Genomic DNA, 14,473 nt, shown 5'->3' with positions numbered 1-14,473 from the left:
ATTAAAAAATGGACATAGTTATCAAGCTTTCTCAATTTTTATTGAGCTTATCATTACTTATTATACTTCACGAATTAGGACATTTTATTCCTGCTAAATTATTTAAAACCAGAGTCGAAAAATTTTACCTGTTTTTTGATGTTAAATACTCCCTTCTAAAAAAGAAAATTGGCGAAACTGAATACGGTATCGGTTGGTTGCCTTTGGGTGGTTATGTGAAAATTTCCGGAATGATTGACGAAAGCATGGACAAAGAGCAAATGGCTTTACCCCCTCAACCATGGGAATTTCGTTCTAAACCAGCGTGGCAACGTTTGATTATTATGCTTGGTGGTGTTACCGTGAATTTTATTTTGGCGTTCATTATTTATATCGGAATGGCATTTGCTTATGGCGAAACCTATATTGCTAACTCGGATTTGAAAGACGGTCTTTTGATCGAAAATAAGGCCATGCAAAATGCAGGTTTCAAAACGGGTGACAGAATCATTTCTATAGATGGCGAAAAAGTAGAACGTTTTGATAATGGAATTAACGCTAAAGTGGTGATGGGAAAAGAAGTTCTAATTGAAAGAAATGGAACCGAGCAGTCTATAAAAATGCCCAATGATTTTGTGGATCAATTATCAAAACACGAAAAAGCACCATTAGTATCTATTAGAATGCCATTTGCTATTGGAGCTGTTGCTGCCGATTCGAAAAATACTGCTTTACAACCAAAAGATATTGTTATTGCTCTTAATGGTCAAAGAACAAAATACTTTGATGAAGCCAAAACAGTTTTAGAAAACAATAAAAACAAAACCATTAACGCCACTGTTTTAAGAAACCAAAAAGAAGTTCAAGTACCCGTTATTGTTTCTAAAGAAGGTACGTTAGGAGTAAATCGAGCTGGTATTAGCATGGAATCTCTAGAAAAACTAGGCTATTACAAAATTAGTAAGCAGGAATTTGGCCTATTAGAATCAATCCCTGTAGGATTAGCAAAAGGAAAAGACCAATTAGTAGGGTATGGAAAACAGCTGAAAATGATTTTCAGTCCAAGTACCGGTGCTTACAAACAAGTAGGTGGTTTTAAAGCTATATTTGATATTTTTCCTAATACTTGGAGCTGGGAAGTTTTCTGGACGATCACCGCTTTGTTATCAATTATGCTTGGTGTAATGAACTTATTACCTATTCCGGCACTTGATGGTGGCCATGTGATGTTTTTATTATATGAAATTGTTAGTGGTAAAAAACCAAGTGATAAATTCCTAGAGAATGCACAAATGGTTGGTTTCGTATTACTTATAACACTGTTACTATTTGCTAATGGAAACGACATTTACAAGGCAATTCTTGGGAAGTAAAAAAAATTAAAAAAAAAATTATTTTTGCTTGCAGAAATCAAATTAAGCCCTATCTTTGCACCGCTTTACAAGTGAAACAAACTTCGCTAATAAGCACACTAAAACGTTCATTCCTTACCAGAATAAAAATATACAGTTTCCTTCTTAGCTCAGTTGGTTAGAGCATCTGACTGTTAATCAGAGGGTCCTTGGTTCGAGCCCAAGAGAGGGAGCTTTTTAAAAAGACTTTACAGTGATGTAAGGTCTTTTTTGTTTTAGACTACAGTGGAATCAGTGCTTCACGAGATTTTTAACTTCCAATTTAATAGTATAGGTTTCCATTTATCACCAATATTGTCCTGGCTTTTGTTACGGGACAATTGTGCGGCTTTTTAATAAACCGTGACACAGAAAATGGAAGGAAACTTCATGCTCAACTATTTTAAAAATTAGGGATAAAATAAAAGGGTTATTTTATCTTTTCCATTTTTAAATTTTGATATTTACTATTAAAAATAAATTGATGATACGTAGAATATTTATTGGTTCCGCAGCTTTATTTGGAGTCGCAAGTATTATGGGCTTTGCACTGCGTCCAAAGAAAAAACCCTTGTTGCACTATGTGTTTTTTTGGTTAAAGAACCCTCACTCCGATGCTGAAAAGCAACAATTGATTTCCGGTTTGAAAACCTTAGCGGCAATTCCAACTATTCACAAAATTCATGTGGGCGTTTTAGCTTCTACAGAGAAGCGCGAGGTAGTAGACACTTCTTGGGATGTTTCAGAGCTTATGTTTTTTGATGATGAAGCCGGACAAAAAATATATCAGGATCACCCGATTCATCAGGCTTTTGCAAAGAACTGTTCTCATTTATGGGAAAAAGTAGTGGTTTATGATGCTATCGATGTATAAATATTGAAGGAGTTGGCTGCTGCCAATCCAAGTGGAAACACAAATGAAATTGGGGCTTCAAGAATTAAATCTTGAAGCCCAATTTTATGCGCACTATTTTAAGAAACTTCTTAAAATAACTACGGAATCAATCGGTCAGTACGAAGCTGTTCAAACAAATCATAAAATGAATCTTCAGTTCTTTGAAAAACAGGGAATCCGAGTGCACGGCTTTTAGACATATCAGTCATGACTTCTATTGGTCGTCCTAGGTCAAGATCAGTATGCCACGGAGAAGCGAGTTTGTTTAAATCAGACTCTTCAAGAGCATATTGAACGGCAATGTTTTTCCAAACCGGAGCTTCATCTATCATTTGCTCCTCAAGAGGATGAATCGTGCCGTCATAGCCTAATGCTTCAATACCGAATGATTCTGCTAATTTTTTCCAAAGCCATTTCCAGCGAAAAAAATCGCCATTGACAACGTTGAATGCTTCGTTACGAGCCGCTTCTGTAGTGGAAGCCCATATTAAATGTTCTGCCAATACTCTAGCATCCGTAACATCCGAAAGTCCATTCCATTGTGCTGCTGAACCCGGCCACTGAAACGGTTTTCCAGTTTCTTTACAAATGCTGGCATACACCGCGAGTGTAGTTCCAAGATTCATTAAGTTGCCTACCGCTTTTCCTATAACCGTATGCGGTCGGTGGATACTCCATGTAAAACCATCTCGCGCAGCAGCAACATAAACTTCATCTTCCTGGGCATAATAAAAATTTTCTAAATCAAGACGCGGTTGCTCTTCCCTAAGTGGCGTTTCGGGCAAAAATCCTTCTTTGGCGTAAGCCTCAAACGGCCCAAGATAATGTTTCAGTCCCGTAACAAGCGCTACGTGTTGCACTGATTTTTTAGAAGATAATGCTTCGAGAAGATTTCTGACCATTAAGCTGTTCACACGTATATTTTCGGCTTCAGAGTCCTGACGCATCCAACTTGTAATGTAAATGTGTGTGGGAGAAATATCTTTTAAAGCTATTTTTAAATTCTCCAAATCCAAAAGATCTGCAGCAACAGGCTGAAGGTTTTCTATATCTTTTCGTGGGTTTCTGGCTAAACCGAAAGTTATCCAACCTTTAGCAATAAGTCTTTCTGCGAGATTACTGCCTGTTATTCCGGTCGCTCCAACTACTAACGCTATATTTTCCATAATTCTATTTTAAAATTTTATGAATTACAAAATTCGAAAACATTCCATGGATTATAAAGGACATACATCACATATAATTTGTGACCTATATCACGTCAATGCGATAAACGACTCAATGTTTCTCTTGAAATACCCAGATAGGATGCTATCAAAGTTTTAGGAATACGGTGAATCAAATCCGGGTATAATTGGATAAACTGCGTGTATCGTTCCTCTGAATTCTTGCTCATAAGCGATAGAATTCGGTTTTGAAGCGCAATATTACCGGCAGTCATTTTCTGCAAAAAGAAGAATTCCATTTTCTGTGACTCGACACACAGCTTTTCTCTGTTTTCAAGAGTGATAGAATAGGTTTGTGCATCTTCTAAGCAGTCAATATTGAGCGTGGCATTCTGTTTATTATAAAAACCCTGGTTATCCGTTATCCACCAATCTTCCATGGCAAATTGCAGAATATGGTTCTTACCCGATTTGTCTATATAAAAAGATTTTAAGAGACCCTTTACTACGAAATGAACATCCGGAACGGAATTTCCCAGCTGCACAATGTATTGATGTTTTTTATATTTACCCACCGAAAAGTACGAAAGTACCAATTGAAATTCATCATCCGTTAATTTTACTATTTTCTCAATTTGTCTTCTTAAAATTGCTTCCATTACTTCTTTGTTAAAACCGTATAAAAATAATTAAAAAAAGGAAGGCTGGCTACAACTATTCCCCAGAAGATCTAATTAATTCATTATTGCACATTCATTTAGGGTATAGCCTTCTTTTTGTTTGAAAATAGGTATGAAATGGTATGGTTATTTAAATCCTAGCTCGCACAAAACGAAACAGGCGAAAGCATCCTTTGGTTGATTACTAAACGCAAATCAATATATGACTGGCACGACGAAAAAGAATTGGGGAATTAATTGTTTTAAAAATTTTAGGAATAAAATATAAGGAGTCATTTTGTCTTTTTTTATTTTTTAAATTTCGATATTTACCTTTTAAAATAAATAAATTGATGATACGTAGAAGATTTATTGGCTCTGCAGCTTTATTTGGAGTTGCAGGTATTATGGGCTTTGCAATGCGTCCAAAGAAAAAACCCTTGTTGCACCATGTGTTTTTTTGGTTAAAAAACCCCCAATCAGAGGCTGATAAACAGCAATTGATTTCCGGTTTAAAAACCTTAGCGGCAATTCCAACTATTCGCCAAATTCATGTGGGCGTTTTAGCTTCGACGGAAAAGCGTGAAGTAGTAGACACCTCTTGGAGTGTTTCAGAACTCATGTTTTTTGATGATGAAGCCGGTCAAAAAATATACCAGGACCATCCTCTTCATCTGGCTTTTATAAAGAACTGTTCTCATTTGTGGAAAAAAGTAGTTGTTTATGATGCTATAGATGTATAAAAGTTGAAGGAGTTGGGCTGTTGCCAATTCAAGTGGAAACACTACTAAAATAGGGGTTTCAAGAAATAAATCTTGAAACCTTTTTTTATGCAGAAATTAGATAAACCCGAAAGACAAAAAATCAGTACTTCAAAAGACCGCATTAAACAAAACCCTTGTAAATAATCACAGATGAAATGGATAACAAGAGAGCGACCTAAAATTGATAGAATAGCCAGTCCTTGGTTAATAAAAACATTTGTAGACAAAGAGGCTGAATTTATTTATGTCCCCTTCAGCGAAGTTTTGGATAAAGCAAAAAAACTAGATGCCATTCCATTTGATATTCCTAATGTAGAATTTACACATTACAAAGAGCAAAGTACCTTTGACTACATTGTGAAAAAATATAAAATTAAAGATCCTGCTATTTTAATTATGGCTGATATTGTTCGTGGTGCAGACACAGACAGACACGATATTGCAAAAGAGTCAGCAGGGCTTTGGGCAATTTCAGCGGGGCTTTCCTATAACATTACGGATGACTACACCTTATTAGAAACCGGTATGATCATTTATGATGCGCTATACAGTTGGGCAACTCATTTACATAAACAGAATCATTTGCAGAATAGTCCTTTTGAAAATATGTTACATGAAGTGTATAATAAATTTTTAAAAGAGAAAAAAACAAGCAATAAGAAAACACCTGCTTGGGTCAAAGATTTAAAAGCAATTATTCAGGATCAAATAGACAGCCAATTCACTTTTGACCTGAAAAAAATTTCCAATGACTTAGAACTTAACTCTTCCTATTTATCAAGAGAGTTTTCCAAGTATTTTGAAGACCTCAATTTTGGAGATTACGTTAGAAAATTACGAATCGAAAAAGCAATTACCCTTATTCAAAATTCAACCTATACTCTTACCGAAATAGCCTATATGACTGGCTTTTCGGATCAAAGTCATTTTACGAGAATATTCAAACAGAGTACAGGAAAAAATCCTTCTTCCTACCGAAAAAATTCTCAAAAAAGTAATCCAGATACAAAAGGTAAATAGCATACTATTTATACATCGTTAGCATCGTTAGTTTTGTTCTATAAATAAAAACGATATGATACAAGTTAGATTTGCTATTCTTTTTGCTTTGTTGGCATTAAATACCGCTGCTTTTTCTCAGACTACTTATCCAAAAATAACGGGTTATTTTGGTGTGGTTCATCCTATAGCAACTTTCAGTGAAAGTGAAACGACTTTAAACTTTAAAGATTATTATGCCGTTGGATTTCCAACAGGAATTAATATTTGGAAAAGCTCAAAAATTGGATTCTCTTTTGAAATAGTTCCTACTATAAAAGCAGAAGATGGCACTAGTAAAATGAATAGTTTGTTATTCCATCCTGGCATATTAGTAGCACTAGGAAACGGATACACATTTGCAGGGAGAGCCGCATTTGAAACTAATGGCAGGTATGGCATAACTCCAGTATTCAACAAAACTGTACTAAAAAACACAAACAGCAGCTATTATGTTGCCATTCCATTGCCAGTGCGATTTGGCAATGAACATCCTGCAACATTTGCTATAGGTTTCCAATTTGGCATCGCCTTTTAAAAACATTTTAAATTATGAAATTGCCATGATTTCAAAATCACAAATTGAAATGAAGAATGGTGGTATCGTATTCCATTAAAAAACAAAACACATATGAAAGAGAACCCAATATATACTTTAAAGGAATTAGCGTTTTATTTCCTGAAGTTAGGAACGATTGGTTTTGGTGGTCCAGTGGCATTGGTTGGCTATATGCACCGCGATTTAGTTGAAGATAGAAAATGGATTTCAGAAGAAGAATATAGAGAAGGTCTAGCTTTAGCACAATTAGCACCTGGCCCATTAGCGGCACAATTAGGTATTTACCTGGGATTTGTACATTATAGCTTTTTAGGCGCAACTTTGATAGGATTTGCCTTTGTTTTGCCTTCTTTTATAATGGTGGTATTATTAGGAATCGTTTATAAATTATATGGAGGATTGTCTTGGATACAAGCTGTTTTTTATGGTGTAGGTGCAGCTGTTATAGGTATTATCGTAATGAGTTCTTATAAGCTGACGCTAAAGTCTATCGGTAAATTCAATTTAGTGTCTTTTAAAACGAATTGGTTATTATGGTTGTTTTTTATTGTTGCCATACTTATAACATTAGTAACACAGCAAGAACAAGTCTTGTTATTTGTATTTGCCGGACTTTTATATATGTTTGTCAAAGCGCCTCCAAAATGGTTTAATAGTAAAACGGTCAATTCTATCGTTCTATTACAAATAGGCTTTTGGAACTATGAAAATACTACTCTGATGAAAATCGCCATCTTTTTTGCGAAAGCGGGAGCATTTGTATTTGGTAGCGGATTGGCGATTGTGCCCTTTTTACACGCAGGAGTTGTAATAGAAAATCAATGGTTGACGGAACAACAGTTTGTAGATGCAGTGGCTGTTGCCATGATTACTCCCGGGCCAGTTGTTATCACAGTTGGTTTTATTGGCTATTTAGTTGCAGGTTTTCCAGGTGCGATGATTGCGGCTTTAGCAACATTTTTACCGTGCTATTTATTTACAATTGCTTTAGCTCCATCTTTTAAAAAAATAGCACAAAATAAATCAATCAAAGCTTTTGTAGATGGTATTACAGCGGCTGTTGTTGGTGCATTAGTGGGAGCAGTTGGTGTGATTGCATCCAGAAATATTCTAGATATTCCAACAACGCTAATAGCTATTGCGACAATTTTTGCTTTACTTTATATTAAGAAAATTCAAGAACCTTATATTATTGCTGTTGCAGCAGTTTTAGGGATTATTATAAAATTAATGCTATAGAATTGTGTATAAAAATTGAATAAAGGTAATTCAATAAACATAAAAGCAAAAAGACAAAATATGTCCTTCATTAAAAATAATAATTTACTATATCGTCCTTATTTTTAAATGTAAAACTTAGACAATATAGTAAATTATTAGAAAATCACAGTGCCTTATTTCAACTCTAAAACAAGAGCTTCATAAGGTCTTAGTGTTGCTTTTTTTGATACCGTTGCATAATTATTAATCAAGACTTTTGCGTTTTTTAAGTTAATTCCAGTATTTGCCACTGCATTTTTGGCAGAAAAGTTTAATAACACCAACACTTTTTTACCCTCTAATTCTCTGGTGTACGCATACACATTTGGATTCTCTTTTTCTAAAAGAGTGTATTTCCCATAAACTAAAACGGGGTTCATTTTGCGAAGTTTAGTCATTTTTCTAAAGTAATTCAACACTGAATTTGGGTCTTTTTCTTGAGCCACTGCGTTCAAAACCGTGTGATTGTCATTTACTTTTAACCAAGGTTCCGCTGTTGAAAAACCTCCATTTTTAGAATTATCCCATTGAAAAGGAGTTCTTCCGTTGTCTCTTGCACCACCTGTTTTTTGATCTTCGATGAATTGTTTTAAATCACCGCCGGCAATTTTTACTTTTTCATATTCTGCAATCGTTTCGATGTCTCTATAATCTTCAATTTTATTGAATTTGGGATTCACCATTCCTATTTCATCCCCATTATAATAATAGGGTGTTCCTTTCATCGAAAGTAAAAAAGTGGTTAACATTTTTGATGAAACAGCGCTAAATTCTGGTGCGTCATTTCCCCAACGAGAAGTCATTCTAGGTTGATCGTGGTTTCCTAAATAAATGGTTCCCCATCCTTTTTGGTCGTAAACAGCATCCCAGTCAGAATAGATTTTCTTGAAATCAATTAAACTCCAATTTGGATTCATTTTTTTGAAATAACCCGGAATGTATCCTAAGTTGGTCCCTTCAAAATGATACCCCATGTCCAGTTCTTTTCTATCGGCATCCACAAAATCATGAGCTGATTTTAGCGTCATTCCAGCACCCTCTGCTAATGCCATTACATCATATTTACTCAAAACTTCTTTATTCATTTCTTTCAAATAATCGTGTAAATGAGGTCCACTGGCCATAAAAACATCCCAACGTCCTTGGTAGTTTTTATCTAAATCTGCTTGAGTAATCACCGGAAAAGTCGTGTCTTTTGCGATAAATGGAATCACGTCCATACGGAATCCATCAATCCCTTTTTGGAACCACCAATTCATCATGCTATAAATTTCCTGACGCAATTTTGGGTTTTCCCAATTCAAATCAGGTTGCTTATAGCTGAAGTAATGTAAATAATAAGAATCCGTTTGTTTGTCATATCTCCAACCACTTCCATCTGCTTCAAAAGCACCTGGGCGGAAAGCGGGTTTTCCTTTTTCGGCTGGCCACCAATGGTAATAATCGCGGTATGGATTGTCTCGGGATTTTCTGCTTTCCTGAAACCATTTATGCTCATCTGAACTGTGATTGACAACTAAATCCATTACTAATTTCAAACCTCTTTCATGCATTCCTTTCAATAATGCATCAAAATCTTCCATGGTTCCAAATTCCTTCATTATAGATTGATAATCCGAAATATCGTATCCGTTATCCGCATTTGGCGAACCGTAAATTGGATTCAACCAAACCACATCTATTCCTAGACTTTTGATATAATCTAATTTTTGAATAATCCCTTTCAAATCTCCTACTCCATCTCCATCAGTGTCTTTGAAACTTCTTGGATAAATTTGATACACAACGGCTTCCTTCCACCATTTGCGCTCAATTGTCGGTTTTTTTTCCTGCGCTGCAGATGGGTTTGTTACTAATCCAAAGCAAAACAATGCAATGGCCATTCCCTTTGATAATACTACCTTCATTTTAATTTTTTTAGTTAATGGTTTTTTGGGCGAAATCGATTTATTAAACACGTTGGAGTATTGCCTTATATTTCCAAAATTTCGATATAGTAAAAGTAGATTCTTTCCCTGCTTAAAATTTTACAGGTAAAAAAAAAGTAAATTATATTTTTTATAATTAATTTAAAATCAATAGTTTAAAATTAATTTATACACAAAAAAAGTGGCAGATTTATAAAATAAAAACGCAATAAATACTGCTTTTCAACAAGTATTAGTGAGGTAAAGGGTTTTAGTTTTTGCCCGATGAACCAATTAAAAGGACTTTGGATTCAAATTCTTCCCTGGGTCCTACCGATTTGTTTTTTATTTGGGAACGATAATTGTAAATCGTCGATACCGAATACCTTAAAAATTCTGCAATTTTTGTACTGTCTTTAATCCCCAACCGAATGAGTGCAAAGATTCTTAACTCTGTGTTTAAAAGTTCCCCTTGTTTCAAATGAAGTACCTCTTTATCTACTACCAATTTCAAAAAATCATCAATAAAATTGGGGAATAATTGTAAAAAAGTTTGATCAAAATTAGTATAAAATTCTTTTAATTCTTTCTCAATAGAAGTATTCGACTTCACTGCTTTTACAAGTTCATTCATTTTTCCCGCAGTAGCCATTACATTCAATTTTCGTCTGTATTCCTCCAATTTTGCAATATAATCCGAACATTGATCCATGTAGCGGCCAATATAAATTTCTTTCAATAAACTCGCTTCGGCAAGTGTTGCATTCGTTTGATTCAATTTTTCATTGATTTCATTTAATTCTTTGTTCAATACCGACAGTTTTGTATTGGCTAGACTTATTTCTTTTTGGGCATTCGCCAATTTTTTCATTTGTTTAAAAAGCAGAATCAAAACGACTAATAAGAACAAGGATAAAATACTGGCACATATTAAAAAAATGATTAGCTGCTTTCTATTGGTTTCATTCTTATTTTCATATGCCTCATTTATAATGGGCAACATTTTTGATATTTCGTAGGTTCTTAATTTAGCATTGCAAAAAAGAGCATCTTCTAGTGATCTTTTGGTGTATTTATAGGCACGGTCTATATCGCCTTGTTCATATAAGATGAAAGCTAATTTTCGCAAGGAAATATTTTCTTTTTTTACCAATTCTAAATCGGATATTGCAGAGATAATCAACCACTTTTCTTCCTGTTCTTTATCCTTTTTCAGTTGATATCCTTCCGAAATAATATAAGCAATAACAGCTCTGTCCGGATCTTGTTTTACTGTTTTTGAAAAGAATACATTCAGTAATTTAATCGCTTGATCCGGATGCCCATGTTCCAATAATTGGTCTGATTTGGCAATACCAAATTCTATGGATTTTGGCGAAAAATAAAGCATTGCCGAATCTCTGTATTTTTTCGTCAACGCATCATATTCCTTTTTTTCTTGACTGGAAGTGCCATAATCATTCAAATAACCATAGATAATACGATTCGTCCAATAATAGGTTCCCTTTAGATTTGGCGTCAAATGGATATTTATTGTTTCTAGTATATCAAGGGATTCCTTATACATTCCTAAAGTTCCCATTATGGAGGCAACGTTTAATTTTGCTTCGTTTACTTTGTCCGGATTTTTTAATTTTTGGGAAATCATTACGCTCTTTCTAGCGTAAATTAATGCTGAATCCGACTGGTATGCTTTGTATTGAACATACAATTCGCCATAAATATCGAATTTTTGCAGGTCTGTAGCAGTATAGTGTAAAAGTCCTTTAATTTTATTTATATCGGCCTCTTTTCGATTTAAATACAACCCATATTCATTGACGGTATTATCCAGTTCTTTTAATAATGAATCGTTTTTAACTTGACCAAAAAGAAAAATGGGCAATATTAATGCGATCAGTAAAGCTGAAAATTTATTCATTTTAGGTTGATTAGAATCATGTAAAAATAACTAAAAAACCAGTTTAACGGAATACCGGTTTTCAAATACTCCTTTTGGTTACCACTTTCTATATACTAGATTTTTTGTTTCTAGAATTCTCTAAAACAGCACTTTTATTATTTAAAACAAAAGTTCGAGTGTTTTTTGATGCTATAGATGTATTGTAGCTTTTAATTCATCGTTCTGTATTTGTAAGGGGAATAACCTACCCGTTGTGTAAATAATCTAGTAAAATGTTGTGGGTATTTGAAACCTATTTCATAAGCAATCTCGCTAATTGATTTATTGATATCAAAAAGTTTTTCTTTGGCAAGATCTATCACTTTTTCCTGTATGTATTCCTGAGCCGGTTTTCCGGTTTCTTTCTTCACCAAATCTCCAAAATAGTTTACTGACAAGTTAAGTTCTTCAGCAAAATGCCGTACCGAAGGTAATCCTAGCGTTTGTGGTTTACCCGATTGGAAATAGTCGTTCAACAAAGTTTCGAACCTCACTAAGGCATCTTTATTAATGTTTTCTCTGGTTATGAACTGCCGGTCATAAAAGCGAACACAATAATTTAAAAATAATTCAATATTGCTCACAATTATAGATTTACTGTGTTTGTCAATTGGATATTCTAATTCATGTTTTATTTTGTTAAAACATTCCAAAACAATTTGTTTCTCTCTTTCAGAGACATGCAACGCTTCATTTACAGCATAGGAGAAAAAATCATAGTCTTTGATGCGTTTAGCAAGTGAAGTTCCCCGTATTAGATCAGGATGAAATGCTAATGCCCATCCATTTGGCTGTATAATTTTAATATCCCTTTCAAATCCCAAAACCTGACCTGGTGCAATGAAAAGCAATGTTTCTTCTTGGTAATCATAATGGGTGCGTCCATATTTGAGTTCCTCACATTTCAAGTCCTTAAAAAAAATGATATAAAGTTCCGAAACGAAACGGGTTGCTGTTATAGGTTTTGACAATGATTGGTCCAGAACACTTACCTTGGGATGTAAGGTCTTTTGTCCTCGCTCAGAATTAAATTGTGCGATACTTTCCAATTTTACTATTTCTTTCATGACTTTTAAATTCAATTCATTCAAAATTAATATAAATATTTTTTACTTTTTTATTTTTATCTTTAATCAGTAATAATGGTAAGATATACAGTGATTTATATAATTTTATCATGAAAAATAGAAAGAAATTTGCATATCAGATACTCAAAATAGTACTAATTAATAAGAAGAATTATGAAAGCAAAAAATTGGATTTTTACAGTAGCGACTTTTTTAGTTTCAATACTAATTGTCCAGGCACAATCGCCTACAAACGGTAAGCAAAGTGCAGCATCAGAAAAGAAAGAGAAGAAATATCAAGCCCGACCAGGGAAAACACAAACTTTTGGCGCAGAGGCTTTTGAAGCATCTGATAAAACCACGCTAAGGTGGCTGGGTATGGCTGGCTTTTTTATCAATAGCCGAGGTACTATTTTGATGGTTGATCCTTTGTTGGAAGGTTTTGATATGCCACTTTTAATAGATTTTCCAATAGCGCCAAAAGATGTCCTTAGATTAGATGCAGTATTGGTTACGCATGCCGATAATGACCATTATAGTATTCCTACCAATCGCAACCTTTTGCGCGTGACAAAAGAATATCATTCGACAATATATGTTGATTCGCTGATGAAAAATGAAGGTTTTAAATCATTTGGTCACACTATCGGTGATGAATTTAAAATAGGCCGTCTAAAGATTAAACTGACTCCCGCTGATCATGCATATCAAAATGCATATCCGGGCATGAGTAAACGTGTCTTTAAAAATGAAGATGCATGTGGGTTTTGGATTGAGACACCTGATGGCACTATTTGGGCTCCAGGCGATTCTCGATTGATGAAAGAACACCTTGAGTTCGCTGCGCCAGATGCTATTTTGTTTGATTTTTCAGATAGCGAGTGGCATTTCACTTTAGAAGGTGCCGTGAAAATTGCAAATGCGTATCCAAATACGCCACTACTGCTTAATCATTGGGGATCAGTGGATTCACCTGATTTTGCACCTTTCAATGGTGATCCTGAAAAATTAAAAAAAATGGTGGTTAATCCGCAACGCATATATGTGCTTGTTCCTGGAGAAGCATTTACACTTAAAAAGATCAAGAAGTAAAGTGAAGCACGCGGATTCTTAGTATTGGTAATCAAAATTTATAAGAAATAGTCATATGAAAAAATAGGTGAAAAAGGGATTGTTAGCCTTTATTTTGAAGAAATTAAACTAACACTATTATCAAAAAAAATGAAAAATAAAAAAGTATTATATCAAATTATAGCAATGATAATGATGACAACCCTTTTAAGCGGCAGTGCATTTGCTCAAAATAAGAATATGGTCGTACGTATTGCAAAACTCGAAATTGATGTAGCCCAACTGGAAAGCTATAAAAGTATATTGAAAGAGGAAATGGAAACTTCGGTTCGTGTAGAACCTGGAGTCCTTTCACTATATGCGGTATCTGATAAAGCTAACCCTGCCATCATCACCGTATTTGAGATATATGCCAATGATGACGCTTACAATACCCATATACAAACCACTCATTTCAAGAGATATAAAAATACTACAATGGTAATGGTCAAATCCCTGGAACTCCTAAACACAGACCCTATTGCCCTCGAGGCAAAGAAGAAATTACAATTGAAATAGTTTGTGTTTTGTAAAATTAGACAGCAAGGTTAGGCTTTTTTGGATTTTGGTTTTGGAAAAAAACTAAAGGGTTACACGATGTAAAATGCGTATTTTTAATGTCTTATAAAATGTTTTTTAATTTCATTGTGTTGTTGTGACGCATTATTTTATATATTTGAAACCGTTTTCGTTGCATAACGAAGAAAATTTACCTGTTTACTTACCAAATATAACA

General features: G+C 34.4%; 13 protein-coding genes and 1 tRNA gene. 9 read left to right on the top strand and 5 right to left on the bottom strand.

Going from position 1 to position 14,473, the window contains the following annotated elements; genetic code table 11:
• Positions 1-8 precede the first annotated feature (8 nt).
• The 3 genes from rseP (at position 9) to ACM55M_RS02325 (ending at position 2,244) form a co-directional block, all read left to right on the top strand.
• The gene (gene rseP / locus ACM55M_RS02335; protein ID WP_416855873.1) at positions 9-1,352 is read left to right on the top strand and encodes an RIP metalloprotease RseP; all 1,344 of its coding nucleotides are present in this window, start codon (positions 9-11) and stop codon (positions 1,350-1,352) included.
• Positions 1,353-1,490: 138 nt separating this feature from the next.
• Positions 1,491-1,564: transfer RNA gene (locus ACM55M_RS02330), tRNA-Asn, on the top strand.
• Positions 1,565-1,854: 290 nt separating this feature from the next.
• Positions 1,855-2,244 (top strand): Dabb family protein, encoded by a 390-nt coding sequence (locus ACM55M_RS02325; protein ID WP_416855872.1) that lies wholly within the window; start codon positions 1,855-1,857, stop codon positions 2,242-2,244.
• 119 nt (positions 2,245-2,363) lie between these two features.
• On the opposite strand, the gene ACM55M_RS02320 is transcribed toward ACM55M_RS02325, so the two are convergent.
• Entirely contained in the window at positions 2,364-3,431 is a 1,068-nt protein-coding gene (locus tag ACM55M_RS02320) for an SDR family oxidoreductase (RefSeq protein WP_416855871.1), read from the bottom strand.
• Positions 3,432-3,526: 95 nt separating this feature from the next.
• Positions 3,527-4,090 (bottom strand): Crp/Fnr family transcriptional regulator, encoded by a 564-nt coding sequence (locus tag ACM55M_RS02315; RefSeq protein WP_416855870.1) that lies wholly within the window; start codon positions 4,088-4,090, stop codon positions 3,527-3,529.
• Between the two features lie 353 nt (positions 4,091-4,443).
• Between ACM55M_RS02315 and ACM55M_RS02310 the strand changes: the two genes are divergently transcribed.
• From ACM55M_RS02310 to ACM55M_RS02295, 4 genes are all read left to right on the top strand, one after another.
• Complete coding sequence (locus tag ACM55M_RS02310) at positions 4,444-4,833, top strand: Dabb family protein (protein WP_416855869.1); 390 nt, start codon at positions 4,444-4,446, stop codon at positions 4,831-4,833.
• 171 nt (positions 4,834-5,004) lie between these two features.
• Positions 5,005-5,874 (top strand): chromate resistance protein ChrB domain-containing protein, encoded by an 870-nt coding sequence (locus ACM55M_RS02305; protein WP_416855868.1) that lies wholly within the window; start codon positions 5,005-5,007, stop codon positions 5,872-5,874.
• A 55-nt stretch (positions 5,875-5,929) separates the two neighbouring features.
• Entirely contained in the window at positions 5,930-6,430 is a 501-nt protein-coding gene (locus ACM55M_RS02300; protein WP_416855867.1) for a hypothetical protein, read from the top strand.
• A gap of 93 nt (positions 6,431-6,523) precedes the next feature.
• On the top strand, positions 6,524-7,690 hold the full coding sequence (locus ACM55M_RS02295) for a chromate transporter (RefSeq protein ID WP_416855866.1): 1,167 nt from the start codon (positions 6,524-6,526) through the stop codon (positions 7,688-7,690).
• Between the two features lie 155 nt (positions 7,691-7,845).
• Here the strand turns inward: ACM55M_RS02295 and ACM55M_RS02290 are convergent, their stop codons facing one another.
• From ACM55M_RS02290 to ACM55M_RS02280, 3 genes are all read right to left on the bottom strand, one after another.
• A complete protein-coding gene (locus ACM55M_RS02290; RefSeq protein ID WP_416855864.1) occupies positions 7,846-9,618 on the bottom strand; it encodes a glycoside hydrolase family 13 protein in 1,773 nt (590 codons plus the stop codon).
• 271 nt (positions 9,619-9,889) lie between these two features.
• The gene (locus ACM55M_RS02285) at positions 9,890-11,539 is read right to left on the bottom strand and encodes a DUF6377 domain-containing protein (protein WP_416855863.1); all 1,650 of its coding nucleotides are present in this window, start codon (positions 11,537-11,539) and stop codon (positions 9,890-9,892) included.
• A 191-nt stretch (positions 11,540-11,730) separates the two neighbouring features.
• A complete protein-coding gene (locus tag ACM55M_RS02280) occupies positions 11,731-12,627 on the bottom strand; it encodes a helix-turn-helix domain-containing protein (protein WP_416855862.1) in 897 nt (298 codons plus the stop codon).
• A gap of 174 nt (positions 12,628-12,801) precedes the next feature.
• Between ACM55M_RS02280 and ACM55M_RS02275 the strand changes: the two genes are divergently transcribed.
• Entirely contained in the window at positions 12,802-13,719 is a 918-nt protein-coding gene (locus ACM55M_RS02275; RefSeq protein ID WP_416855860.1) for an MBL fold metallo-hydrolase, read from the top strand.
• Between the two features lie 171 nt (positions 13,720-13,890).
• The gene (locus ACM55M_RS02270) at positions 13,891-14,256 is read left to right on the top strand and encodes a putative quinol monooxygenase (RefSeq protein ID WP_416855858.1); all 366 of its coding nucleotides are present in this window, start codon (positions 13,891-13,893) and stop codon (positions 14,254-14,256) included.
• Positions 14,257-14,473: the final 217 nt, after the last annotated feature.

It is taken from the genome of Flavobacterium galactosi, from assembly GCF_048158585.1.
In the GTDB taxonomy this organism is placed as follows: domain Bacteria; phylum Bacteroidota; class Bacteroidia; order Flavobacteriales; family Flavobacteriaceae; genus Flavobacterium; species Flavobacterium galactosi.
The sequence above is the reverse complement of the archived record's forward strand: the minus strand, read 5'-3'. Positions and strand labels throughout refer to the sequence as shown.

Coding starts and splice junctions, on each gene's coding strand:
- rseP (WP_416855873.1), top strand. CDS start 9: ATGGACATAGTTATCAAGCTTTCTCAATTTTTATTGAGCTTATCATTA.
- ACM55M_RS02325 (WP_416855872.1), top strand. CDS start 1,855: ATGATACGTAGAATATTTATTGGTTCCGCAGCTTTATTTGGAGTCGCA.
- ACM55M_RS02320 (WP_416855871.1), bottom strand. CDS start 3,431: ATGGAAAATATAGCGTTAGTAGTTGGAGCGACCGGAATAACAGGCAGT.
- ACM55M_RS02315 (WP_416855870.1), bottom strand. CDS start 4,090: ATGGAAGCAATTTTAAGAAGACAAATTGAGAAAATAGTAAAATTAACG.
- ACM55M_RS02310 (WP_416855869.1), top strand. CDS start 4,444: ATGATACGTAGAAGATTTATTGGCTCTGCAGCTTTATTTGGAGTTGCA.
- ACM55M_RS02305 (WP_416855868.1), top strand. CDS start 5,005: ATGAAATGGATAACAAGAGAGCGACCTAAAATTGATAGAATAGCCAGT.
- ACM55M_RS02300 (WP_416855867.1), top strand. CDS start 5,930: ATGATACAAGTTAGATTTGCTATTCTTTTTGCTTTGTTGGCATTAAAT.
- ACM55M_RS02295 (WP_416855866.1), top strand. CDS start 6,524: ATGAAAGAGAACCCAATATATACTTTAAAGGAATTAGCGTTTTATTTC.
- ACM55M_RS02290 (WP_416855864.1), bottom strand. CDS start 9,618: ATGAAGGTAGTATTATCAAAGGGAATGGCCATTGCATTGTTTTGCTTT.
- ACM55M_RS02285 (WP_416855863.1), bottom strand. CDS start 11,539: ATGAATAAATTTTCAGCTTTACTGATCGCATTAATATTGCCCATTTTT.
- ACM55M_RS02280 (WP_416855862.1), bottom strand. CDS start 12,627: ATGAAAGAAATAGTAAAATTGGAAAGTATCGCACAATTTAATTCTGAG.
- ACM55M_RS02275 (WP_416855860.1), top strand. CDS start 12,802: ATGAAAGCAAAAAATTGGATTTTTACAGTAGCGACTTTTTTAGTTTCA.
- ACM55M_RS02270 (WP_416855858.1), top strand. CDS start 13,891: ATGATGACAACCCTTTTAAGCGGCAGTGCATTTGCTCAAAATAAGAAT.